Source organism: Metasolibacillus sp. (genome assembly GCF_025291715.1).
In the GTDB taxonomy this organism is placed as follows: Bacteria; Bacillota; Bacilli; order Bacillales_A; family Planococcaceae; genus Metasolibacillus; species Metasolibacillus louembei.
In genome coordinates this window covers 1-23,161 of record NZ_JAMBIZ010000029.1, presented here as the reverse complement: position 1 = coordinate 23,161, position 23,161 = coordinate 1, and the positions used below count along the sequence as shown (strand labels likewise).

The window sequence follows — 23,161 nt, the reverse complement described above, 5'->3', positions numbered from 1 at the left end:
ACATCAAAGGCTTTACTATACAGAATTTCAACGAACCATTAATTGAAGTTTTGGTATTAGAAACTACCAGAACTATGTGCACTGAGCATCGTCGTAGTGGATAGTAAAATATTTTGCAAATGTACCTAAAATCGAGGTTACCTTCATGGTCATTTCAGCTGGGCTACTTATAAATCCACTTTCAATCCAATCTTGAATCACACCCGCAGTGCCGTATGCCATGTAGCGCTTTTGATGTTGGTCATCGGTATTTGCATTATTATATTTAAATTGAAAATGGTGAAGGAACATATAATATAGCCTATCAGGCAATTGGCGATGAATGCCAGGTAATGTGTCCATTACTAGTAACAAGGAAAAATAATCACGATGGTCGTAAATGAAATAGAACAAATCAAAAGATAAATTATTCATTTTCATTACATCAATTGGCGTATCTTTTTTATATTTACACATACTATAATGCTGGATTAATGCTTCCATTTCTTGCATAAGCTCTTCTACTAAATCCTGCTTATCTTGATAGTGCAAATAAAAGGTTGTTCGATTATAGCCAGCATCAGTCACAATATCTTTCACCGTCACAGCATTATAACCTTTTTCGTGAACCAATTTTATAAATGATTTTTTCAAAAACTGCTTTGTTCTTTCTGCTTGAACTGAATGCGTTTTCAAATAACTCACCTCAATGTCGACACTTTTTCAAAAAATGTAGTATTTCTTTACATTTTAAAGGCAATTAATGATTGGTGAAAGCAATTTGATTGCCTACAATGAACTTGTAGCAATTATTGAACAGAAGTGAGGAGATTAGATCATGAAACGTTTTGAGAATAAAGTAGTTATTATAACAGGCGCAGGCTCTGGTTTAGGTCAAGCTACTGCATTACAATTAGCTGCTGAAGGTGCAACACTTGCATTAGTTGACTTAAATGAAGCAGGTTTAAAAGACACACAAGCAAAAATTGTAGAAATTGAGCCAAATGCTGAAACCCTATTATTAACAGCAAATGTGGCAGATGAAAAAGCGGTTGAAGGCTATGTACAGGCAACTGTAGATAAATTCGGCAAAATTGATGGCTTTTTTAACAATGCAGGAATCGAAGGTAAACAAAATTTAACAGAGGATTTTGGGGTTGAGGAATTCCAAAAAGTAATTTCAATTAACTTAAATGGTGTATTTTATGGAATGCGCTACGTATTAAAAGTGATGAAAGAGCAAGGCTTCGGCTCCATTGTAAATACTGCTTCAGTTGGCGGTATTCGTGGTGTTGGTAACCAATCTGGCTATGCAGCAAGTAAACATGGTGTTGTTGGATTAACACGTAATTCGGGTATTGAATATGGTCAATACGGTATTTCAATAAAAGCGATTGCTCCTGGCGCAATTATGACACCAATGGTAGAAGGCTCACTACGTCAAATCGGCGGAGACAACTGGGAAGAGGTAGGTAAAGAATTTGTAAAACCAAACCCAATGAAACGCTTTGGTAAGCCTGAGGAAGTTGGCTATCTTGTAGCATTTTTATTATCGAATCAAGCTGATTTCATCAACGGTGTCGTGATTCCAATTGATGGCGGTCAATCATATAAATATTAAAACAGAGCATATCAGGAAAGGGGCTTCTTTCTTGATATGCTCTATTATTACATGCTTCTTACTTAATCTCCTTATAAAGAGGAATTACCTTTTTAATAAATTCCTCTGGTGATATTGTCATGCTACTTCTGCGCCATTCTACTGAGGCACCATACATTCCCCAGCTTAGCATAACCGCTGCTATTTTTAATGCTTCAGTATCTGCTTTGTCGTGCTTTGCTAACAGCATTTTATAAAAAATAACCTCAAGCTGATCTTTAATTATGCGTGCAATTGTCTCCTCATATCCTCTATGACAGCGTGAAGATAATGAGCGCTGAAAGCTTGTAATTGCTTTAAAAATACTTACCGCTGCTTCCTCATTTAACTCATTTTTAGCCAAAATCGTCTCATCTAAATTAATCATAAATATTTCTGATAAAACCTTTTCTAATAAATCATAAATATCTTCAAAATGAGCGTAAAAGGTTGCGCGATTAATCATAGCCTCTATCGTAATATCTTTAATCGTTATATCTTTAAATTCCTTTTTAGTAGAAAGCTCAATAAATGCATCCATAATGGATTTTCTTGTACGCAGCACACGAGGATCTGTTTTCGCTTGCGTCATAGTATCCCTCCTACTTTTTCGACAATTTTGCCAATGTGTTGGCTAAACAACATATTTAATCATCTATTGGTGTTTTTTTATTTTTATTATTACTACAATAAAGCTGTAAGGCAACTATAACAGCTTATAAAAAAGTAGACCAATTAATTAGGAGGGTCTTAAATGACAAATAATAATATGATGTGTGATTTACAAACAGGTGTGTGTGGTGTTGCTGACGATGAGGAAATGGCAGTCATTGATTTCAACAAACCAGCAAAAACAGTTAATTTATATTATGTAACAGATCCAATTTGCTCACACTGCTGGGCGTTAGAGCCTGTTCTACGTCGCTTCCAAGAGCAATATGGGCAATATGTTAATTTCCACACTGTGCTTGGTGGATTATTAGAAAAATGGCATGATGGTCCGATTGATCCTGCGAATGGTATTTCTAAACCATCCGACGTTGCACCACATTGGAGAGAGGTTGGCGAATATTCACGTATGCCAATTGATGGCTCAGTGATGATTGATAATCCTGTGCAATCTTCTTACCCCTCATCCCGTTTATTAAAGGTCATCGCTAAAAATTATGGCGCTGAAAAAGCCTATGAATATTTACGTCGTACAAGAGAGCAGCTTTTTGCGTTTAATCAAAACGTTTCTGAGCTTGATGTATTAATAAGTATTGTCGATCATCTTGGGCTCGATGGTAACGCTATTATAGCAGAGGCTGAAGGTCCAATCGGTCAGCAATTATTAAACGAGGATTTTGCACTTACACGCGAGCTTGGTGCAAGAGGCTTTCCAACAATTATTATGATAAACGAAGAAAATAAAGGTGTAAAAATAGTTGGTAGTCGCCCACTTGAAGCTTATGTTCAAGGATTACAGAAAGTAGTTGGTGAAGAGATACAGCCAAAAGAGCAACCTTCACTTGCAAGCTTACTTGAAAAAGAGGAGCTACTTTTCTCAAAGGAAATTGAAGTTATGTATGATATTGACCAAGCTGCTATAACAAGCTTTATAGAAGAGGAACTTTCCTCAAATGCTTATGAATTAAAGGAGCTTCTTGGCGAAAACTATATTACAAAAAAATAAAGGAGAATAAGGATGGCTTACTTACTACAAGTAGATTTCAAAATGGCTGGCCCATTCGGAGATGCCATGACACAGGCTTTTACTGAATTGGCACAAAGCATCAATCATGAAGAAGGCTTTATTTCAAAAATTTGGGCAGAAAATGCCGAAACAGGCGAGGCTGGTGGTATTTACAAATTCGCAACAAAGGAAGCAACTGAAAAATATCTTGCTATGCACACAAAAAGGCTAGCTGGATTTGGCATCGACAACGTAAATGCAAAGATTTTTGTAATTAATGAGCAGCTGACAGAAATTAATAAAGGTTGAATAGGAAGCCTAAAATAAATTATATAAAGCCTTTCTGTAAATTGTTCTCACTATTCCAAAGCCTTAAGATTATTTATGTATTGTTGCAATATGGGCTTGTTTGAAAAAGGTAAATCCTTTTTCAACAAGCCCACACTATTTATTATTCTGGATAATACAAATATTTCCGCAAGCAAACATCTCGATGTGTTAAAGTTTCACCATCAAAGCGTAGCCAAATCTCATCATCAGCCATGACACCATGTGTTTTTCGCACAATGCCCCAACGATTATATGCCTGCAAACCTAGGCTTTCTAACAGCTCCTGTGCGTTAGCACGAGTCGGAGGAAAAGTGCGCCACTTCAGCCACATCTCTAGCTCCTCAATGCTAATATGCCCTTCCATATTCGGAGAAAATTGTTTATTAAAATCATCAATATAATTTATCACATAAGGCGTTCCACCATTGGCAGGCTTTAAATCAACATGTGCAATTACATCATCCATCCACATTACATCAAATTTCATATAGTTAATCATTAGCAACGCGTCCTTCATAAAAAAGATGTGCAAAACTAGGGTCATTCAATTGTGATAGTAAAACTTGCTGTGCTCGTCCAAAATCAATATCTATTGTTTCAAGTGCTCGCAATAACTTTGTTTTATTAATAAAAGCAGGCCCTTTGTATAAAGCAAGTTGCTTTGAAAAATTTGAATTGAGCGGTTTCGCCTTCACTTTTCGTTTTAAAATAGTTAATGGCTTCCCCTGTGGATAATCCTTTTCGTCTGATAAAAAGCTAAGCCCATTGTCAAAAATTGGCGCAAGTCGCCACGATTTTTGCATCGGATTATATAAAAATAAAATATTATTTGTATGGCGATCTTCATTCAAAATTAAAGCATCGAATGCAAGCATACGAACTAATTCCTCACGTACATTAATTCCTGTATATAGCTCAACTTGCCGCAGTAGCTGTTCAAACTTTTCTTCAGTTGATAAAGCAGTATTATTTAAAATCGAATCGGTTGATGAAAAATTTGCTTCAAATAGGCGTTCCAGGGTAACTTCCTGCAACTTCTCTCTAAAGTCATAAGAATAACATCCTAATGATGTTTCTCCATTCGGCAATAGAATTTCGCACAGATGATACTTAACATATTCTCGTTCTGTTAACGTAGAACATGATAGAATAAGCGATGCGAGCACCTCTGCTTGTCCTTCATAACCACGTGTATTTTGCTTAATCCACTTATTATCAACTTGCCATTTCGATTGATCCCCTTTACTCGAGGTACTGATTATTGGGACAGTTTCTAACGGAATAATAATTCTTTCCATATCATTCACTCCCTTTAATCATCTATTATAACTTAAATCCCCTTATAATACCTTCACACAAACAGGCTTTTCTACTAAATATTCCACAGGCTGCAACGCAAACAGATTACACTCATCACGCTTTGCCATTGTGAGCTTATCTGTATTTTGATTGCCGATGACGAGTAAATCATCTGAAATAACTGCGAAGTTACGTGGCGTTTCTCCACCTGTATGCATACATTGATGCCATGCTAATTGCCCTTGGGCATCGATCGTAAAAATAGTGATGCTATCATGTCCTCGATTTGATGCAAATAAATAATCCTCTGCAGGCGATATATGAATATCTGCTCCTGTATTTTCACCTAAAAAGCCTTTAGGCAATGTAGCTATCGTTTGAATTAATTCAAAAGTTAGCTTGTTTTCATCGAATTGCAATACATCAACCGTTGATGTTAATTCACTTAATACATAAACGAGCTTATGCTCCTTATGAAAAGCTACATGGCGCGGACCATTTCCTAATGGCATTTGAAAAGTATTTACAAGTGTTAGCATACCATCTGGTTCAGTAAAATATAAGGAAATTGTGTCACAGCCTAAGTCTTGTACAATTTTATAATCTGTAGCAAAAGGTAAAATTTCAATAGAGTGTGCATGTGCCGCCTCTTGTCGCTCCACATTCACACTGCTTCCTGTATGCTGAATCAGCTGCTTACAAGGCTGAATTTCGAATTGTTCATTGACTGTAAAAACTGCTATTGAGCCAGATACATAATTTGTGACATACAAAGCACGCTTGCTTGCATCATAGCGTATATAACATGGTGCTGCTCCATGCGTTGATTGACGGCTAAGCATTGTTAGCTGTTGTCCATCGTAATGATAGCTGTATATAAAGCCAGCTTCTTCCTCACTGACAGCGAAAATAGTCGATTGGTAAACCTCAACGAAAGAAGGTGAATCTATTTCTGCTACGCCTATCTGCCACTTTATCGTTAGCTTCTCTGTATTGAATGTAACGATTTGCAATGCTTTAGCTTGTGCTTTTTGATATGTGCCAATAACTAAACTAACTTCATTTTCCATACTTTCATTATCTCCTATCTTTTATTGGAGTAGTTTAACAAGTATAATTCGCCCGATTTTATCAGAATCTTATACGAAAAAACACATGAAATCAACTTTCATTGATTCCATGCGTCAATCATTATGGCAAAATCGCAAACGAGCGCACAGGAAAGCCAGATGCTTTTTCAGGCTTTGGCACAATATTAAAAATGACTGCCCCTTTCGCTGGCAATTGATCTAAGTTCGTTAATAGCTCGATTTGATACGTATCCTGCTCTAGCACGAAATATTCTCCTTGAAGATTGCCATTTTTGCGGAAATCTGCTGCGGAATCCGTATCGAATGTTTCATGCCCAACTGCACTCACCTTGCGCTCTTTAAATAAAAATTGCAATGCCTCAAAGCCCCAGCCTGGAATATGGTTGTTACCTTCCGCATCCTTATTATTGAATGCCTCTTTATCAGGCCAACGCTTGCTCCAATCCGTACGCAGCGCTACAAATGTACCTGCCTCAATTTCACCATACTCTGCCTCAAATGCCAAAATATCCTCAACGCTTAAAGTAAAATCATTGTCCACCTCTGCCTCTTGCGATTTATCAATGACAACAAGTGGCAGCACAAGCTCCTTTAAATCTAATTCATCTAAATAGCGCGCATCACGCACGAAATGAATTGGTGGATCAATATGTGTCCCATATTGCCCTGGAAATGAAAACTGCTGTGCAAAAAAGCCGTCATCATGTGAAAATAACGTTTCAAACTTAGCATCCTCAAACATAAAGAAATGCGGAGAATCTGGTCCAAATGTATGCGTTAAATCCACCCATTTCTTGCCTTTTAATAGCTCAACTGCCTGTAATAAATCATTCGTCATCGTCCATCCCTGCTTTCTATAAAATGTAAAAAAGCCCTCTTTTTATAAAGAGAGCTTCGATTGCCATATAATCGTATTCCACTCATCTTTAAGGCATTCGCCTATTGGATTTAGCACCATACTAGCAAATAGCTGGTTGCTGAGACGTCATCGGGCCAAATCCCTCAATCTCTCTTGATAAGCTATGAAATTATGTTGATTGTAGCATAACCCTTCTTATCCTACAAGTTTTATATGGATTTGATTTAACTTTTTCTATCCTTTATGAAGAGGACAATACCATAAATCGTAATGAGCAAAGAAACTACAATCCCGATTGGCAGCACAAGAACAAACATTAGCCATCATAGCGATTGCCCCACTGATTAATGGCGTAATGATAAATAATAAACCAAGACCAAATATCAGCACCTTCACTTTTTTACTTTTGCCTTTTAAATTTGCAATATAAAAAAGCAATATGATAAAACATACTAACAGGATACCTACCACAGCAAGAACCCACATCATCGAACCCCAGCCTTCATATTTTCTCTCAAAATCAAGCTTTTGGATTGTATTTTGCACAATAAAATCCTGTACAAATGTAACCATTTCTTCCTCGCCTACATCACCTGAATACAAGATGTTATAAATCACGCCATCATAATACGTATAAAACTCGTCTGCTGCGATAATATTTAAATGAATACGTTTTTTTTCTTATCATATTTTCCTGCAACAATAAATTTTGATAATACTAGCTTTTCAAATAATCCTTCGCACGATTTGCGGTCATGTGCATTGAATAAAAAACTCCTACCTCAAAACTGAGTAGGAGTTTCATCTATTGGTATAACTTCTCTAACTACAATCTGTGGAAATCGCTCCTGCCATTCATCCAAGCTCAATACTTCAAAGCTTGATATCATTTGTCTTGCAATCATTGGAATATTCAACTGTAATGGCAATTGTTTTTCAATTTTCAACTTCAATTGTCTTCGTAGCTTTTTGTCTAAAATAGGATGTTCAATAATTAATACAAATGTAATTGGAAGCTCTTTTTCATTTCCTTTACATGCCCAAAATAACAATAAACTATCATAAAATTTGCGTGCTATTTTAGAATAAAATGTTTCATGCTTTATCTTTTGTAGCATTGCATCTGGATTTACTGCATTCTTAATATTAGCATTTTTATACTCAATAAAAACAACCTCTTGTGCAGTTTCAGTAATAAAATCAACATCGCTTAGCATTGTTTTCACAACACTATCGTGAAATTGCCATACATAATCAAGTGCTGAAAAGTCAAACTGAAAGCGTCCATTCTCTTCCACAACGATTTTACAATTAGTCATCGAAATTTCCCTCAATGACTTCATCCAATAATTTTGTATCTGCTTCTATAATTGGATTATCTTCCAATTCGCCAAAATAAACACTACTGTCTACTTGTACCCCTTGCTCAGTTTGATGTAAATGGTGGAATAGCACTTGTTCTTCTTTTCTCCGCTTAATTTCAAGATATTTTGCTAAGTTATAACTATGTGTCGCAATGAATAACTGCACGCCTTTTCGTTCAAGCTCTAACATTAATTCAACTAAAATGGGCATAAGCTCTGGGTTGATATTTGCTTCAGGTTCATCCCAAAAAAGCACTGTATCCTTTTCAAATAAGCCATTTTTTATTAGCTTCCACAATAAACCAAACTTACGTAAACCTTCTGCTTCTACAGGAAATTCAATTTTCGCCCCATTCGCTTTTTTAATGTAAAATATGCCGTTTTCATGTAGCACTTCCCCACCAATAACTTTGGAAATGGTTTGTAATAGAGCATCATTTAACTTAGACATATTACGAGCTTCAGGCAATTCAGCATTAATAACAATATCAACATACGTCTTATCAAAAGGTATTTTATATTTATTATAAAGTGCCAAAAGACCTTTGGAATGGGACAGCATTTCCTTTGCAGGGATGAAGATTGATTTCACATTAAAATCTAAATGGAAATTAAAACCGTCCAACGTATTCTTGCTACGTTTTTGTGAATTATCAATTTCATAAGTTGCTGAATTTTCATCAGTAAGAACTACACTAACGATTGCTTGTTGGGCATTAACTTTAACTAATTGTAGAGATTCCACAGAAAAATAACTTAGAGCAATATCCATTACTTCATCTTCTTGGCTGGAACTTATTTCTTCGCAAATCCCATACATTACCTTCATCAAATGTGTTTTTCCTGTTCCATTTGTTCCAACAATCACATTAATCCCTTTTGAAAACTGCACTTGCATATCTTCAAACACTGTAAAATTTTGAAGATGTGCTGATTGGATTGGCATTCATTTCACTCCCTTACATTTTGAGCATTTATTCAGCTTGTTTTAAATCCTATGTTAAAGATTTATGGCGCTATATTGTTCCCAATAATTATCTTCATCTCCTCATATATTATGAAGCCAAATATACATGAAAATTATTTCAATGTATTGCTGTTTACCTTGAACAAAAGATTTGTTTGAAATTTTACTGTAAAGTGTATTTAAATTAAAAAGATTATTTTTTTGCTTATAATCATAAAAATAATTTATGCCTATTTCATTACTTTTAATCCTATGTTGTGCTGGCCATAAACTATCATTATCAAAAAAACGAGATAAATAATTAAAAGCAAAAATCCAAATATTTATTCTATATTTACTCCAATCCTTTGTCCTATTTCTTCAGTATTTGAGTATTGATTAAAATATTCAAAAATATAATTCACACAAATCCATATATTCTCATTTCTAGAATCAATGTCATACTCATTTATCTTATCTTCTATTTTTCTTTTTGAAATGTACCCTTCTAAAGAAAGCATTTTCAATCATACCTTTCTTGATTTAGCTATCAATTAGTTTATTATTAACCAAAACTATTTTATACTCAATCAAATATTGGGAAGTAAAATGATTAAACATACTTACTCATCCTCAAACAACGTCATCTGCTTCCTCTCACCAACATAATGCAGTGCCTCTGGCTGATTGTCGGCAAAGAAGGCTTTGTTTAGCTGCTGCTCTTTTTGAACCACTTGATGTGATGCGTTGCGTACCGAGCGAAGTCGGCAGCTGTAAACGACTGGGAAGTAGTCGGCGATGTACTTACCTTCCGCATGGGCAGTTAGTGCAATCATTTGGAAACCGAGCTGCTCGGCGATATAAAATACAGGGCTTAATACATGATCGCTCGATGCTTTGCCGAAAGGATTATCGAGTATGAGCGCGCGATTACGTTTCGTATTCATTGGGCCGCCTGACTTTTCTGCGATAAATTTCAAAATACCTAAATACAGGGCCATGTTTTTGCTCCAGCTTTCCCCGCCTGACCATTTATTGGACTGCTCCCAGCTATAGAAGTTAGAAGAGATTTGGCGCTCGCTTTCTACTTTGCGGCATTTTACTTGCATTTTTTTATTGCCAAGCACTTGGTGCAGCAACGGCACTGTTTGCAAATGTTTTTCCAAAAATTTGCGGATGCTCGCTACATCCTCGTTGCCATACTCATCGCGGTATTTATCTTGCTCAAGCGTCGTTAAAATCCAGTTAATATAATCGCGAATCGCGTCCTTTGCCTCATGCTCCTCCCACTCAGGAATAACAAATTGATACATATCTTTTGTTTCGTTCTCTGTTCGAATACGCGTCTTTTTAGGAATTTCCAATAAATTATGTCGGATTCTAACAAGCTGCTGTACGGCATATTGAATAATTTGCTGCTGGTCTTTGTCATACTCTTGAATCGCTGCATCAGCAAGATGAATTGCCTGCTGAATCGTTTGATTGATAAGCTGTTGATGCTCCATTATTGCTTTGTACGTATGATGATTTTCAATGCCATCCATCGTCACTTTACTTAGCTTGTGATCTTGCAAAGTAGTACAAAACTGACGGAATTGCTGCTTTTCCTTATCCATCATTTGCTGCTGACTTTGCAATTCCTTCAAATTGGCATCTAGCTTTGCGAAAATTTGCTTTAGCTCTTTTTCATATTCATATAAAAAGGCTATTTGCTGCTCAGTAGATAGTGATGGAATTTGCTTAATTTTATTGAGCTGATGGCGGAAATAACTATCCTTTGACTGCTCCTCAGCTAACGCTAAATTTTTTGCCTGCTTATTTATACGCGTATATTCACTTTTCGTATAAGTAAGCTTCTGCTCATAGCGTTCAAAATCAACCTGTAACACTTGCTGTAGCTCTTCAATCGAAGCGGTGCGTGCTGGCACCTCCCCTTCATATTGCGCAATTAATGTCTGAATACTGCCTTTTAAAGATTGCAAAGCTTCCTTTTTTTGCTCCACAGCACTCAATGGCTCTACCTTTGCAGCAATTAAACGATTCATTTCTTGTTGAAGTTGCTTTAGCATCCCCTCAGGTTGGACTGGTAAAGCTATTTGTTTATCCAATGCTGGATGTTCCGCAAGCTTGCGCTCAAGCGAATCGCGATAATCCCGCACTAGTTTTTCATGCGTATCAATTCGCTCCTGCAATTGCTGAATTGTTGCGGACATTTTCTTGAGCGCTTCCTCTATGCGTGTCACCTCTAGCTTCAATGCATGCTCAGACAATGTCGTAGCACGTACCGTTAATGCTGCTCGCTGCTGGTAAATTTCGTGCTGTTCAATTTCATGCATGATACTGTGCTCAATATTTAGCTTTTCTGATGTCATATCAAGCCATTGCTGCTGCAAATTATCTTTATTTTGCGAAAGCTGCTGCACAACTTGCACTAAGCGGGTCACTTCTACTTCATCGATTTTCTTCTGTGCCTGTAATGGCTCGATTTGCTTGTGAATACGCTGATACTCCTGCGCATTCGGAATACGCTCAAAATTTAAATTGCGCAGCTCCTCTTTTTCTTGCTGTAATAATTGTTCTACTTGCTTTTTCGTTGTTTCGGTTTCTGCTATTTTTTGCTCTACTTGACGTAAATCATATTCAGCCTTACTATGCGCTTCCTTTGCCTCAAAGTGTTGCTCATTTAACTGCTTAAAATGCTCATATGGATATTTTTCAAGAAATGTTGTCAGCGTCGTATAAGCTTGCTCCACGTCTGATAGCTTTTTTTCGATTTCCTTACGCTCTTTTTCCACAAAGCTCGCTTCTGCTGTTGCGCTTTGCTTCCATTGTAAAAACGCAGATTTATCTACATGCTCTCGCCAAAATAACGGAGCAATCCATGCCTCATCAAATGGCTCACCTTGTACAAGCTGTTTTGCCTCTTCACGTGTTAACACAACAATTGGTGTTGTTAGCTTATCTGCCAGCACATGCACTTTATCAATCAATGCCTGCCTTTCATTTGCAGTTGTAATAAGCGTTATCGCCCAAAATGGGTAGGCAATTTGCTGCACATCAATTGCTTCTTCTAATGATTGCAAATAATCAACACCTGTTTGAATATGTGTAAACTGTGACCAATGCTGGATTTGCTCAGCTAAATATGGCTCAGCAAAAAATTGGCTTTGCCCGCCATAGTCATCCAAATAACGCCTCGCTTTACGCTCCACAACTAGTTTTTCTGCATGGTCGGCTTGTAACTGCGTTATTTTTTCCTGTAGCTGGTTTGTGTAGCTCATCGCGCGGTCATAAATGCGTGCAGTCATGCTCATTTGATGCAAGACCGTTTGTAGACGAGCTTTCACTGATGCTTCCTCTTCCTCAAATGACTGTAGTCGGTGGTCAAGTACACTAATTTTCTTCTCTAAGTCTACTTGTTTCTCTACTAACAGCTTGCTCATTTGTTGCTGTTCCACCGCTTGCTGCTCCAGTACCTTCAAATGTTTCTCATGCTCATGGCTTGTTTGCTCTAATTGTGTGGCACGCCCAATCCATTGCTTCAATAAGTCCTCTACTTGCTCATTTTCATGCGCTACTAGCTTACGCTTTAACTGTGTTAATTGCTTCGATTTTTCTTGAATCAATGTGTCATTTTTAGTTACACGCTTGCTCGCCTCTTGCATATCCTTGCGTGTCTCCTCTAAATTTGAGGTAATTTCAAGCTCCTTATTCTTTAGCTTTTGGATATCACGTGTTGTTGCAGCTAATTTATTTTGTAGCTGTTCTTTTTTTACTTCTAATAAATAAAGCCATTGCCCTTTGTACAGCTCTAGCTCATTTTGTAAATCATCAATATCCTCTTTTTCATTTTCTTGCTGCAATAGTACACGCGCATGGGCAATCGTTTCCTCCGCTTGCTTCAGCTTTTCTGCATCTATTGCATATTCTAATGAAGCTTTGTCAAGCTGACGTACCTTGAGCTTGCTTTCAATTTGATTGAATTTTTCTTCAGCTACAATTAACTCTTCTTGTAGCTGTCGTTGCTTGTCCTGCTCCTTATAAATCGTTAATGCTTGCTGACGCTGCACAAGCTGTTGCTGTACATTTTTCAAATCGGCAAGCTGTTCTTCAATCAATTTCACATCTTTCTCCGCCTGCTCTCGCTGTTGCTGCAAGTAGTGAACATATGCTACCGCCTGTTGCTGCTGTTCCCTATAGTTCACCAAGGCATCATTATAAACTCGGAATTTATGCACATATTGCTCCATACGCTCCTGCATCGCATAGTATTCAAGTTTCTTTTCATTAAACTCTTTATATTTTTTTAAATTGCTGCGCTGTTTTTCAAACTGATCAGCCATACTAAGCGGATTGAAATGCTTATCGGCATTTTCAACAGAAGGAATCAACAAACGATCAAATAGCTCCTGCGTCCCTTTGCACTCCTCAAAAACCTTTTCGATGCCGCCTTCTGCACTATTCATCACAATCATATTTTCCCACTCTTCACGAATGATAAAATAATTGCTCTCTAAATAATCGGTGAAAGCCTTAATCGACTGTGGAAAAAGCTTTGCGCGCATCGGCGTTTGCTGTACAATTCCTTGAAAATAAAGCTGCATATCATCCTTGCTTGCTGGATATTGCATCCCCGCTTCTCGCTTCGTAAAAGGTATCGCATCAATAGCCTGCTTATCGCCCTCACCATATTCATAAACATAACGTAGCGATTCTACTTTATTATTTTTTGTATAAAGGGTAACAGCTGTCACGACATATTGGCGTGGTCGCTCGTTCAGCAGCCATTCAATTGCAATATGTGCAGGTCCTTCCTCTAAATAAAAGGTTTCTTTAATTTGGCGATTAGCAACAGTGGCATGCGGAATAATTGCCTGCATCGCCGCTTGAATAAATACGGTCTTACCTCCGCCATTTTCTAATAAAATCGCTCCATTATGCGTGTTAAATTGAAATGTTTCATCATGATAGCGCTTTGAGCCTTGCTCATAAATGACATTAGCAAAACGAATTTTAGTAATGGTCGGCATCGTCTTCCTCCTTCATGCTATATAAAAAGGCGATAATTCCTCGATTATATTCTGAATCCATAAAATAATTTCCGATAATGACTTTCGCTTTTTCGGTCAGCTCAAATTCACCAATACCTGTTTCAATCAATATTTCTTCATCACGCAAAAAGCGACATGTTGTATGTAAAAAACTTACTCTACTCATCGTATTGGCGCTTTGGCGCTTTGCTGTTTCCTTGACATCATCAAGCCCGTCCCATTTTTCTAACAGCATATGCCAACGATAGGAATACTGCTTTTCCTTCTCCTTCAATGTTTCCTCATCATATTCACGCAATGTTGCCATCCGACGATCAATCGCTTGAATCCACTCTTCAATTGTAATAAACGGACGCGTTGGATGAATGGAATGAAAGGCATTATAAAACTCTCCAATCACACAAATCGTCGCAAAATACATTAAATATAAATCATCATTGCGACCTTTTGATTTAAAATATTCGCGCTTTAACGCTTCGTTTGTTACATGGAATGGTGATAGCCTCGTTTCAGGCACAAGCAGCACCTCATCACCTACTTCAATACAAATGGCCTGTACTTTTTTACAAAACATCTCAACTAAAGCTCGAAAGTCAGTATCAATTTTAAATAAGCGGACAGCTTCTCCTGTCACACGCCCTTCCATTGCCAGCTCACTGTACATCTCAAAGGCACGCTCTACTTTCTCTTGTTGATATAGCATATTATCCCTCCTGCCATTTGAATTGTAGATTTTGAATCGAATAACGCTTCGTAGGTTGCAATATATTCGGTAATTCTTCAATCACTAATTGACGGTCGCCAAGTAAACTTGTTACCTCTATCAACAAATGCAACGATTGCTCATCTGCATTGTTGCTATCTTTATAGAGAGGTGAGCGGTGATGACAAAGCAGTAAAAAATCATAAAGGTAGCGTGCATCCAATGAAAAATCATTCTGTTCTTTTATATGCTCAAGCCAGTCCTGCACTGTCCAGCTTTGATGCCCTTCGGCAAAGGCAAGCATTGACTTCATATAAGCGCCATATAATGTCCTTATTTGCTTCGCATACTGCTCTCGCTTCTCTTCCTCAACAATTTCCTCATAGCGTGCCAATTCAGCACTTTGCTCTTCCTCTGACCACGATTGCGCACTAAAAATAGTTAGCAATGACCACATTTTTTTATGCCCAACTTTTAAAAATGGCGCTAAAATTCCTTTCATCGACTCAAGTGGCAACGGCGTACTAACAATTTCCGAAACAATTTCTTGATCAAAGTTAAAATTATCTACCCCGATGCTATAAAGCGACTGCTCTGCTGCCTCAAGCGCCTCCTGCTTAAGCTTTAAGCTATGTGTCAGCAATGCGCGATGCTGCTCATGCACAGCCATCAGCGCCTCCTCAATTTTCATCAGCATTCGAAAAGCGCGCATATCCTCCTCATTCGTTGTCGATTCGGATGCCTTTTTCGCATCAACAATAAATTTATGCAGCTCCTCAAATTCGGTATTTTCACGCTGCAAACGTAAATTGCGATCTTGCAGCACTTCCATAAAACGCTGCTGGGTCTCCATATTAATAATGTTGCGCTTAATCTCATGTGATAGCTTCTCCATTCGCTCGTGCAGCTGCTCCACATCCATGCGCATCTCATTAATTTGCCGTAACGCCCCTTGTAGCTCGCCTTTCTCCAACAGCTTGCGTAGCATCAACTGATGAATCGACAGTTGGAACTCTTGAAAATACTCTTTTGTTGCAAAAATAAGCTCCAAGCCATCGTCGTCTAATTGGTAATATTGCCGATTTTCCTTCACATCAAAAAAATCTGTTTTCAAAAAGGAAAAAGGAATCTCCTCCACCTTTTCTGTTTCCCAATTGTAAAAGGAATACGTTTTATAAAGCCCCTTCGCTGGTCGAAAAATTTCTTTAACAGCTAATAACAACGTATGCACTCGCTCATCGGCAACGTTATAGCGTTTCTGAATAAGCGGTCGCAAATAATTCGCTGCCTCCTCTATCCCGACTTTCGACTCACGCATAAGCTTCATTTCAAAAAAATAAAGCAATGTCAACAAACCAAGCATACGCATATCAATATCTTGCCCATCATCATCCTTTTGTTGCTTCGCTGCAAGCTCATACAATGGCTCAAACAAATAAATACGCCGCATACGCTCTCTCAAGCCTGTCGTAATATCAAAACTCCATTCCATTGGCATCCCCCACTAATTCCGCACTCATTCGCTGCCATATTTGCTGTAGCTCCGCTGTCGTTAGCACTTCTTGAGACACATAATAGCGCTGTTCAACTAATTGCTGACACTGCATCTTTGCCTCTTCATGTAATCGTTTCATAAATGCCTGAATCGCTTCTTCATCAATTAATTGCTTTTTAGCTATTGGCTTCCCTAAATCAGTAAGTGCCGCTTCATAAAATGGCGTTGCTAGCTCCACATGCTGCTGTTTATTCAATAAATACCAAATCGATATGCCTGCAAAATCAATATCGCCAAAGTAATAAAATATGTGGTTGGCATATGGTAATGGCAGCTGCTTTGGAAACAAGCTCAAGCTCCCAACAATTTCAAAGCCTGCTCCATATATTAATGTCGTAAAGCAAGTTGCTGAAAGTGCTGGCAATAACGCCTCATAAGTCGTTTTATTTTCTACAATTAAATGGTAATGAGTTGACCGTCCAATATTTTGCGGGTTCAGCGCAAATCGCAGCGGCTCTTTTACATCGACAATTTGCATATCTGCCCATAAGCTGAGTCGTTCTAATAGACGCCGTCCCCCGTTATATTGAATCCATTTTTCATCACCCATAATCTGTTGACTTCGCTCTGGCGCTGGCGCTGATAATGTTGGTAACCCTTCTGCCATTAAATATGTATGTATTTTCTCAATGTATGGTAAATCCTGTTCAAGCTGAGTTTGTGTAAGGCGGTAATATGCATCTAAAGAAATGCGCTCATGTAGTGTTAATTGCAAGCGTTCAATCGTCTCTCGAAGCTCTTTCTTCACAGAATGCTTCAAAATCTTATATTTGTAGTAGAGTTGAGGAGATTGCGGGGGGTTCCCTGAATTTCTCACAGGCTGTAATAACTGCTCATTCACTAAATCTTGCACAATTGCTGCAAACTGCTCATACGTCTCAGGCCTTCCGACAATCTGCTCTAATTCAGCTAATGTGATAAATGTTTTTTTAAATTGAAGTAATTGGTCTTTCATGTTGCCCCCTCCAGTTGTTATTAGTATAGCAAAGATTGAGGGAGGTTGCGGTAGGAAAATTAATTGACTACGGTGAAACCTGAACAAGCTTAATTGTTCAGGCTTTTTGTGCGAACTATATTAAATTCACTTAACCTTCCCCAACTCATCCAAAAACGCTGGTCGTTTTTTATAGGTAATTGCAAGTTGTTCAATTAATTCATATGCCTCCGTCTTCCCACAATCTCTTTTAAAGCTTTTCAACAGTCTACAAACTGCTTTATAGTGACTACGATTGCTTGCTTGAGCGGCCTCCATTAAAATTGCTTTTTTATAGATCCCTTTAGCTTCCTCTGCATAATCGTCAGCTAAATATGAATAATACCTTTCAATATCCGTCCTACTTTGCTCACATAAAACTAAAAGGCGTTGCCATAGTTTTTCTTTAATAATAATATCCGCATAAATGCTATATATGGAAGATTGCGCTGCTAGTTCGTCAAGCATTTCATCTCTCACAGCAGACCACTCCTCATGTGGATATAAAGCCTTCAATTTATCATAATAATCTTGCTTACCTTCTACAATGAGCTCTCTCAAAATTTGCCTTTGCTTCCCCACATCGCCTAATCCTTCGTATGCTATAAGCTCCAGCTCCAGCCATTGCTTTCGTGAATCTCTGGGCAATAAACTCAGTAGCTTGTTATAATCCTTTACGGCAGCAGCTTGCTTGAGCAGCTCTTCCCTAAAACGATCATTAGCAATATTTTGTAGCATATATGCCTCAACAGTCTGCTTATCCTCTGTCTTTTCAAGAAAGGCTTTACGAATATTTTGTGCACTTTGAAGCTCATATTTCCTACGCCAATCATCTTGATGCTCTGCAGCACTGTGCTCTAATCGATTTAAAATTTCTTTAAATGTATTTTTTCGCTCTACCGTATCACATAAAAGAATCATCGCGTAAAGTAAGTCCTCTTCCCAATCAGCTAAACTTTGTTTCTCCGCTGCCTTTCGAATAAATTGGAATATTGTCATTTTCTCCTCTTCTGACGAGAAGTCAACAGCTAACTCACATACTTCTTCAACATTTCCAAGTGCATTCATCATTACATTACTGATATCACCGCTAGAGTCATCTGCATAACCAATCATATCCGCTACTTCTTCAAGCACCATTAAGGCTAACTGTAACGCAAATGGCAGCTTTGAAGCTTCTATTTGCTCTCTAATCGTCTCCAACACCGTATATGCCCCTTGCAGCGCATCATCTACATATTTCCATGAAACAAAACCCCCTATTGCAAAACGCTCAACCGAGTTGCGAATTAAATTTCGACTGCTCTCAATGGAACCATCCTGCTCAGAAAACTTGAACATCAAACGTTCACTAACCCCTTCAATATCTCGACTTAAATCCAATAAACAAGCAATTAACTTCTCTTTCGACTGCTCCTCTAATAATTGTTTGAGCATTTTTACGGGCTTCTTCTTTTCCCCATACAGCTCACGCAATGCATAAAAGGCAGCGACCTCATGTTTACAAATATCCCCATAATCATAAGGACATGTGCATGCACTGTACAAGATATTGGCATTTGAATCCATCGTCACCAACACCTCGTATAGTTCGCTGCCATAGATTGTGATTTCATATTCCCCATCTTCTAAATTGCTAATTGGACCAACTTGCCCTCCATTGAAATAGTCTTGACCTCGCCTTAGAATTTTTGCATCGACTTGTTGTTCGAAGTTGATTAGGTTCATAGATGGCACCTCCTCAGGTGTTTGTTTTTACTTCTGATTATACACGCTCAAACCCAAGATAGCGCGTTCCTTGAAAAGTTAACTTCCCAATATCCCCCTCTGCCAACATCCCGTATTCCGAGCCATTCATTGAAAATTCTGAGCGATCCCCACTTTCAAACTGAAATGTTACATAATAGGAAGTTGAGGATGATGTATGTATATGGTCATTTGCATGATGATGATTTCTAGACACCTGTGTTCTTTTTGTAACAACGGTAGCAGGAACTGTAAGTCGAGGAGAGTTATTATTAGCACTCCATTGAGTAAGTCCTTTCACTACCATAAAAATAAATACGCCAATAATTAATAGTGGGACAATTGTAAACATAGCGTTTCCTAAAGGGTTTGGGTCATAATACATATAATTAACCTCCCTGGTATTTTTTTAATATATTTACGTGTGGATAAGAAAAAGGGTTTCAAAAATAGTAGCATAATAGTGTAAAATATTTCAATAAGAGAAAACAATAGGGGGGATTATTTTGATTGTATACACAGTCAAACCTGAAAAGCTTTATAAAAAAATGCGTGAACAAGGCTATCTAGAAGGACATAAGGATTTTGCGATGTTTCCAGAAGCCTACAAATGGATCATAGAGCAAATGAAAAAGCGCATCACTCATTGTGCTATGGAAAACTACCCTATATGGTTGTGGCAAAGACGACCAAATAGAAACGAAAAAGCACTTGCGCGCAAAGAAGAAAGATGGGTGATTTTAAAGTTAGATATCCCTGAAGATCGAATTTTATGGTCATCATTCGATGAATGGCATGTCATTTTAAACAATAGCCCCATTACATACGATGAAAATGAATGGGATGATTTTAAAAAAAGAGGATTTCCACAAAAAGAAGTAATACAAACATGGGAGCGACTATTCGATCATCAATGGTTGGCCAAAAGACCCTTGGATTGGGCCGGAGATTATGACAAACATTGGTTGCAAGGTGTGACACCACAAATTACGATGGAGCAGGTTAAGAAAGTTTGGAGGTTTATTGGCAAAGGATAGAACGTTGTATCAAAGCTTGAATGTAACAGTTGATGGTTTGAAGAGATTGTTGTTGATAATGCTTTTTTAAGTAACTTAAAAATTAAGGTGATTGCCTGACAATTTGGGCAACATGATGAACAATATCCCTACCTTCAAAAATTACTACTATACATCTACATTTACAACTATTTTGATACAAAGAAGACAAGAGCTGAATCTGTTCTTAAGAGGAATTTATAATAGTAAATGTTTGAACTGAACCCCGAATAGTGGACACTTTTTAAAAAAATAGACGCCCTTTGCATTAAGTGATGTCTATTTTATTTTCTATTAAATTACAGCCTCTCTTACCTTAATCACCAAACAACCGCTATCGTATCATAATCACCATAAGCGATTTCACTTGGGTATACACCCTCCGCTTCCGCTGCTGCATTTATGTGTCTTTTCAGTTTTTCATACTCTGTCGAATGCTGATTTAAACGTTTAGCAATAAGGTGAAGCTTTTTCGGACGTTCTGGTGGATCCATCTCAATCCACTGTAAATTCAAATAATCGACAAACTGCGTATATAAATCCGCGTAAAACTTATATGAAAATAAGCTCGTGCCATCTGTCCATTTTTTGAATGAAACATACGACTTCTCTGGCATAGTCTCTCCAGCAAGTTGCAATACTTTACTTTGGAACAAGCGCACTATCGCTTGACTTTCATCCCAAGTATGCATAGGTCTCTTTGTACTGCGCTCATATGATTCTATAAATTCATTTAACACATACACAACATAAAGTAGCTCTGGCCAATATATTTCAAACGTAAGCGTCAAATACTCCACACCTTCTAATAATTACCGTGTTTTGTGATAATCACCTTAACATCAATTGTTAGGGGGTTTTTTATGTCAGTAGATGAACGTAAACAAATGTGGCAAGATCGCATCGATGCCTACAGATCCAGTGGAGTGCCAAGTGTCAAAGCTTGGTGTAAACAAAATCAAGTAGGTGTTCAAAGTATGTATAGCTGGATGAAAAGATTGGAAACTGAGCCGACTCACGTCGCTATTAGCGAGCTCTTGGAATCTTCGTCTTGCATAACTGTGACGGAAGCCATGACAACCACGTCCATCTTGATGAATGCCAGCTTTTAAGCAAGCTCGACGAACACCACTGCTTACGGTATTGGCTGTTACAGCAACTAAATATTCATCTTTGCCAAGCCAAAATAAATCATTTTGTAGTGCTTCTTTGAACTGCGGCTGCACTATGATTTTTCTGAAACGTCCGCCTTTTGTCACGCCTGCTCCTTCGGTAATTTCTAAATAATACTCACCGTCCTTTTTCGTAAAATGCTTGCCGCGAAGGTTGACGACTTCTTTTAAACGTAAGTCTAAATTGCTCATCAATTGCACCGCTTTCTGGACCTCCTCCGAGCAATTTTCTTCGATTAATTCGATTTCTTTATCCGTATACGAGCGATTGCGGGTCTGCAATTTGGACTGACCAGAAAATATTCTCTTCTCCGGACAAAATGTAACGTTCCACTGTTTTTCCGTTGCCACTTGCAACAGTCGAAGAGAAGTCTCAACATTCGACATATGACCTTCACCGCAACCCTTTTCCTGCATGAAGTCAAAGTAGGCATGATAGTGTTTTGGGGAAAGCTGTTGCAACTCTATAATTTGGTAACTCTGACGCACCCACTTCACAAAGTTTTGGCAATCACTAAACGTGTTTTTCTTTTGCTTGTATGAGTGTATGCCTTTAATGCCTTGGCTGCGAAAAGCGCGCTTGGACTGACCAATATAATCAATCGAATCGAGCGCCACTTTGACCTGAAACACAATCGTTTTCTTGCCTGAACGTACTTTTCTGTTCATGTTCTCACCTCCTTTCATGGTTAGTTTTCGCGAACACATTCTTTTAAGGTAGTGCATGTTTTTCGTTTCAATTAAGCTGCTCACTTTTGCGAGAGGCAGAGCAATGATACATCCTCCAATAAAAAAATCGCTAAGGGGTCCGTCTGACGCGCTGGTCGGATTCTCCAGCTTTCCCTTACCGATTTATACACAAAAAAGCTCAACGACACCGACCATAATTGGTCTTACCGTTGAGCTTTTAATCCACCTAACTTTTGCATCACAAAAGAGAGGTATATCTATTCAATTTTTACGCACTAGTCGCCACTAGTAAGCTTTTATACTTTTGAAATTGCTCTGGTATTTCCAGAGTCCTTATCTTTTATACCGAGCCTTTCCAAAATGGAATTCCCCGGCGAATACGTCTGATTATGATCAAACGATTTGAATTTTGACTGAATCTTCTAACTTGAGATATTTCAGCTAGCTCCGAAAAAGGAGTTGGATGTGTTACTGATATGAATATACGATAAATTTTGTGAAAACTCAATTAATAATCAGAAAATTATAACAATAGATTAATTCAACCTAATTTCGTTCCTATTTATGGTGATTTTCTAGGAAAACAAAAGTCTTAAATTATAGCTAATTATTAAATTTAGGAATGATTTTTTAAAGGGCTAAGACTATTGCTGTAACAACCCCAATTATTGTAACAATTTGTATCCCTAAACTTAATTTCTGTGCTTTTTTAGTAGTGGATGTAATATAGAGTCGTGGACATAACTCTACTAAGTTAGTAAAATAACTTATATGAGAGGACGTGTCCGAAATGAGTCAAAAAAAGTATAATCAAGAGTTCAAACAAACAGTGGTGGAGCTTTATCGCTCTGGCACTTCGGTCAATCAACTATCAAGAGAATATGGTGTATCAGAGGTAACGATTTATAAGTGGATTAAACTTCATTCCCCGATTGAAGGGACAGATGAGTTAACCGCAGCTGAAGTCACTGCGATCCAAAAGGAAAATCTACGCTTGAAACAAGAGGTAGAAATCTTAAAAAAGGCTATGACCA

At 37.9% G+C, this 23,161-nt stretch carries 22 protein-coding genes and 1 riboswitch; of the genes, 6 read left to right on the top strand and 16 right to left on the bottom strand.

The genetic code is table 11. From position 1 onward, the window contains the following. Window positions 1-72: 72 nt before the first annotated feature. Window positions 73-675, bottom strand: a complete 603-nt coding sequence (locus tag M3Z76_RS15455; protein ID WP_293928748.1) for a TetR/AcrR family transcriptional regulator — start codon at window positions 673-675, stop codon at window positions 73-75. 142 nt (window positions 676-817) lie between these two features. On the opposite strand from M3Z76_RS15455, the gene M3Z76_RS15450 reads away from it, so the two are divergent. Then, window positions 818-1,600, top strand: coding sequence for an SDR family oxidoreductase (locus tag M3Z76_RS15450; protein ID WP_293928746.1), 783 nt, complete (start codon window positions 818-820; stop codon window positions 1,598-1,600). Window positions 1,601-1,658: 58 nt separating this feature from the next. Here M3Z76_RS15450 and M3Z76_RS15445 read toward each other — a convergent pair whose 3' ends face one another. After that, window positions 1,659-2,210: a TetR/AcrR family transcriptional regulator gene (locus M3Z76_RS15445; protein WP_293928744.1), complete on the bottom strand. Its 552-nt coding sequence runs from the start codon at window positions 2,208-2,210 to the stop codon at window positions 1,659-1,661. 162 nt (window positions 2,211-2,372) lie between these two features. Here M3Z76_RS15445 and M3Z76_RS15440 point away from each other — a divergent pair, with 162 nt between their 5' ends. Beyond that, window positions 2,373-3,293 (top strand): DsbA family protein, encoded by a 921-nt coding sequence (locus M3Z76_RS15440; RefSeq protein ID WP_293928742.1) that lies wholly within the window; start codon window positions 2,373-2,375, stop codon window positions 3,291-3,293. Window positions 3,294-3,305: 12 nt separating this feature from the next. Beyond that, the gene (locus M3Z76_RS15435) at window positions 3,306-3,602 is read left to right on the top strand and encodes a monooxygenase (RefSeq protein WP_293928740.1); all 297 of its coding nucleotides are present in this window, start codon (window positions 3,306-3,308) and stop codon (window positions 3,600-3,602) included. Between the two features lie 142 nt (window positions 3,603-3,744). On the opposite strand, the gene M3Z76_RS15430 is transcribed toward M3Z76_RS15435, so the two are convergent. The 13 genes from M3Z76_RS15430 to M3Z76_RS15365 form a co-directional block, all read right to left on the bottom strand. After that, window positions 3,745-4,122: a hypothetical protein gene (locus tag M3Z76_RS15430; protein ID WP_293928739.1), complete on the bottom strand. Its 378-nt coding sequence runs from the start codon at window positions 4,120-4,122 to the stop codon at window positions 3,745-3,747. Next, window positions 4,115-4,921, bottom strand: coding sequence for a HipA domain-containing protein (locus M3Z76_RS15425; protein WP_293928738.1), 807 nt, complete (start codon window positions 4,919-4,921; stop codon window positions 4,115-4,117). The genes M3Z76_RS15430 and M3Z76_RS15425 overlap by 8 nt, the downstream gene beginning before the upstream one ends. Window positions 4,922-4,963: 42 nt before the next feature. Next, on the bottom strand, window positions 4,964-5,992 hold the full coding sequence (locus tag M3Z76_RS15420; RefSeq protein ID WP_293928736.1) for a lactonase family protein: 1,029 nt from the start codon (window positions 5,990-5,992) through the stop codon (window positions 4,964-4,966). Window positions 5,993-6,113: 121 nt separating this feature from the next. Beyond that, on the bottom strand, window positions 6,114-6,851 hold the full coding sequence (locus tag M3Z76_RS15415) for a cyclase family protein (RefSeq protein ID WP_293928734.1): 738 nt from the start codon (window positions 6,849-6,851) through the stop codon (window positions 6,114-6,116). 79 nt (window positions 6,852-6,930) lie between these two features. Continuing rightward, window positions 6,931-7,035, bottom strand: a riboswitch (SAM riboswitch). A 71-nt stretch (window positions 7,036-7,106) separates the two neighbouring features. Then, the gene (locus tag M3Z76_RS15410; RefSeq protein ID WP_293928733.1) at window positions 7,107-7,445 is read right to left on the bottom strand and encodes a hypothetical protein; all 339 of its coding nucleotides are present in this window, start codon (window positions 7,443-7,445) and stop codon (window positions 7,107-7,109) included. A gap of 209 nt (window positions 7,446-7,654) precedes the next feature. Next, a complete protein-coding gene (locus M3Z76_RS15405) occupies window positions 7,655-8,191 on the bottom strand; it encodes a hypothetical protein (protein ID WP_293928732.1) in 537 nt (178 codons plus the stop codon). Continuing rightward, a complete protein-coding gene (locus tag M3Z76_RS15400) occupies window positions 8,184-9,182 on the bottom strand; it encodes an AAA family ATPase (RefSeq protein ID WP_293928730.1) in 999 nt (332 codons plus the stop codon). The genes M3Z76_RS15405 and M3Z76_RS15400 overlap by 8 nt, the downstream gene beginning before the upstream one ends. Before the next feature lie 623 nt (window positions 9,183-9,805). Then, window positions 9,806-14,212, bottom strand: coding sequence for a coiled-coil domain-containing protein (locus M3Z76_RS15390; RefSeq protein ID WP_293928728.1), 4,407 nt, complete (start codon window positions 14,210-14,212; stop codon window positions 9,806-9,808). Then, a complete protein-coding gene (locus tag M3Z76_RS15385) occupies window positions 14,196-14,936 on the bottom strand; it encodes a DUF6063 family protein (protein ID WP_293928726.1) in 741 nt (246 codons plus the stop codon). The genes M3Z76_RS15390 and M3Z76_RS15385 overlap by 17 nt, the downstream gene beginning before the upstream one ends. Before the next feature lies 1 nt (window position 14,937). Continuing rightward, on the bottom strand, window positions 14,938-16,428 hold the full coding sequence (locus M3Z76_RS15380) for a replicative DNA helicase (RefSeq protein ID WP_293928724.1): 1,491 nt from the start codon (window positions 16,426-16,428) through the stop codon (window positions 14,938-14,940). Next, window positions 16,412-17,446 carry a Wadjet anti-phage system protein JetD domain-containing protein gene (locus M3Z76_RS15375; RefSeq protein WP_293928722.1) on the bottom strand — a complete coding sequence of 345 codons (1,035 nt, stop codon included), beginning with the start codon at window positions 17,444-17,446 and terminating at the stop codon, window positions 16,412-16,414. The genes M3Z76_RS15380 and M3Z76_RS15375 overlap by 17 nt, the downstream gene beginning before the upstream one ends. A gap of 126 nt (window positions 17,447-17,572) precedes the next feature. After that, window positions 17,573-19,192, bottom strand: coding sequence for an SWIM zinc finger family protein (locus M3Z76_RS15370; protein WP_293928721.1), 1,620 nt, complete (start codon window positions 19,190-19,192; stop codon window positions 17,573-17,575). Between the two features lie 37 nt (window positions 19,193-19,229). Further along, entirely contained in the window at window positions 19,230-19,595 is a 366-nt protein-coding gene (locus M3Z76_RS15365; protein WP_293928720.1) for a DUF2500 domain-containing protein, read from the bottom strand. A 121-nt stretch (window positions 19,596-19,716) separates the two neighbouring features. On the opposite strand from M3Z76_RS15365, the gene M3Z76_RS15360 reads away from it, so the two are divergent. Beyond that, window positions 19,717-20,247: a DUF3841 domain-containing protein gene (locus M3Z76_RS15360; protein ID WP_293928719.1), complete on the top strand. Its 531-nt coding sequence runs from the start codon at window positions 19,717-19,719 to the stop codon at window positions 20,245-20,247. A 338-nt stretch (window positions 20,248-20,585) separates the two neighbouring features. Here M3Z76_RS15360 and M3Z76_RS15355 read toward each other — a convergent pair whose 3' ends face one another. Further along, window positions 20,586-21,056 carry a DUF6904 family protein gene (locus M3Z76_RS15355; protein ID WP_293928717.1) on the bottom strand — a complete coding sequence of 157 codons (471 nt, stop codon included), beginning with the start codon at window positions 21,054-21,056 and terminating at the stop codon, window positions 20,586-20,588. A 72-nt stretch (window positions 21,057-21,128) separates the two neighbouring features. Here M3Z76_RS15355 and tnpA point away from each other — a divergent pair, with 72 nt between their 5' ends. Together tnpA and M3Z76_RS15345 are read left to right on the top strand one after the other, a co-directional pair. Further along, window positions 21,129-21,377, top strand: a complete 249-nt coding sequence (gene tnpA, locus M3Z76_RS19845) for an IS66 family insertion sequence element accessory protein TnpA (protein WP_483310179.1) — start codon at window positions 21,129-21,131, stop codon at window positions 21,375-21,377. Between the two features lie 1,540 nt (window positions 21,378-22,917). Continuing rightward, window positions 22,918-23,161, top strand: a 244-nt coding sequence (locus M3Z76_RS15345; RefSeq protein WP_295656940.1) for a transposase, incomplete at its 3' end; no start/stop codon positions are given.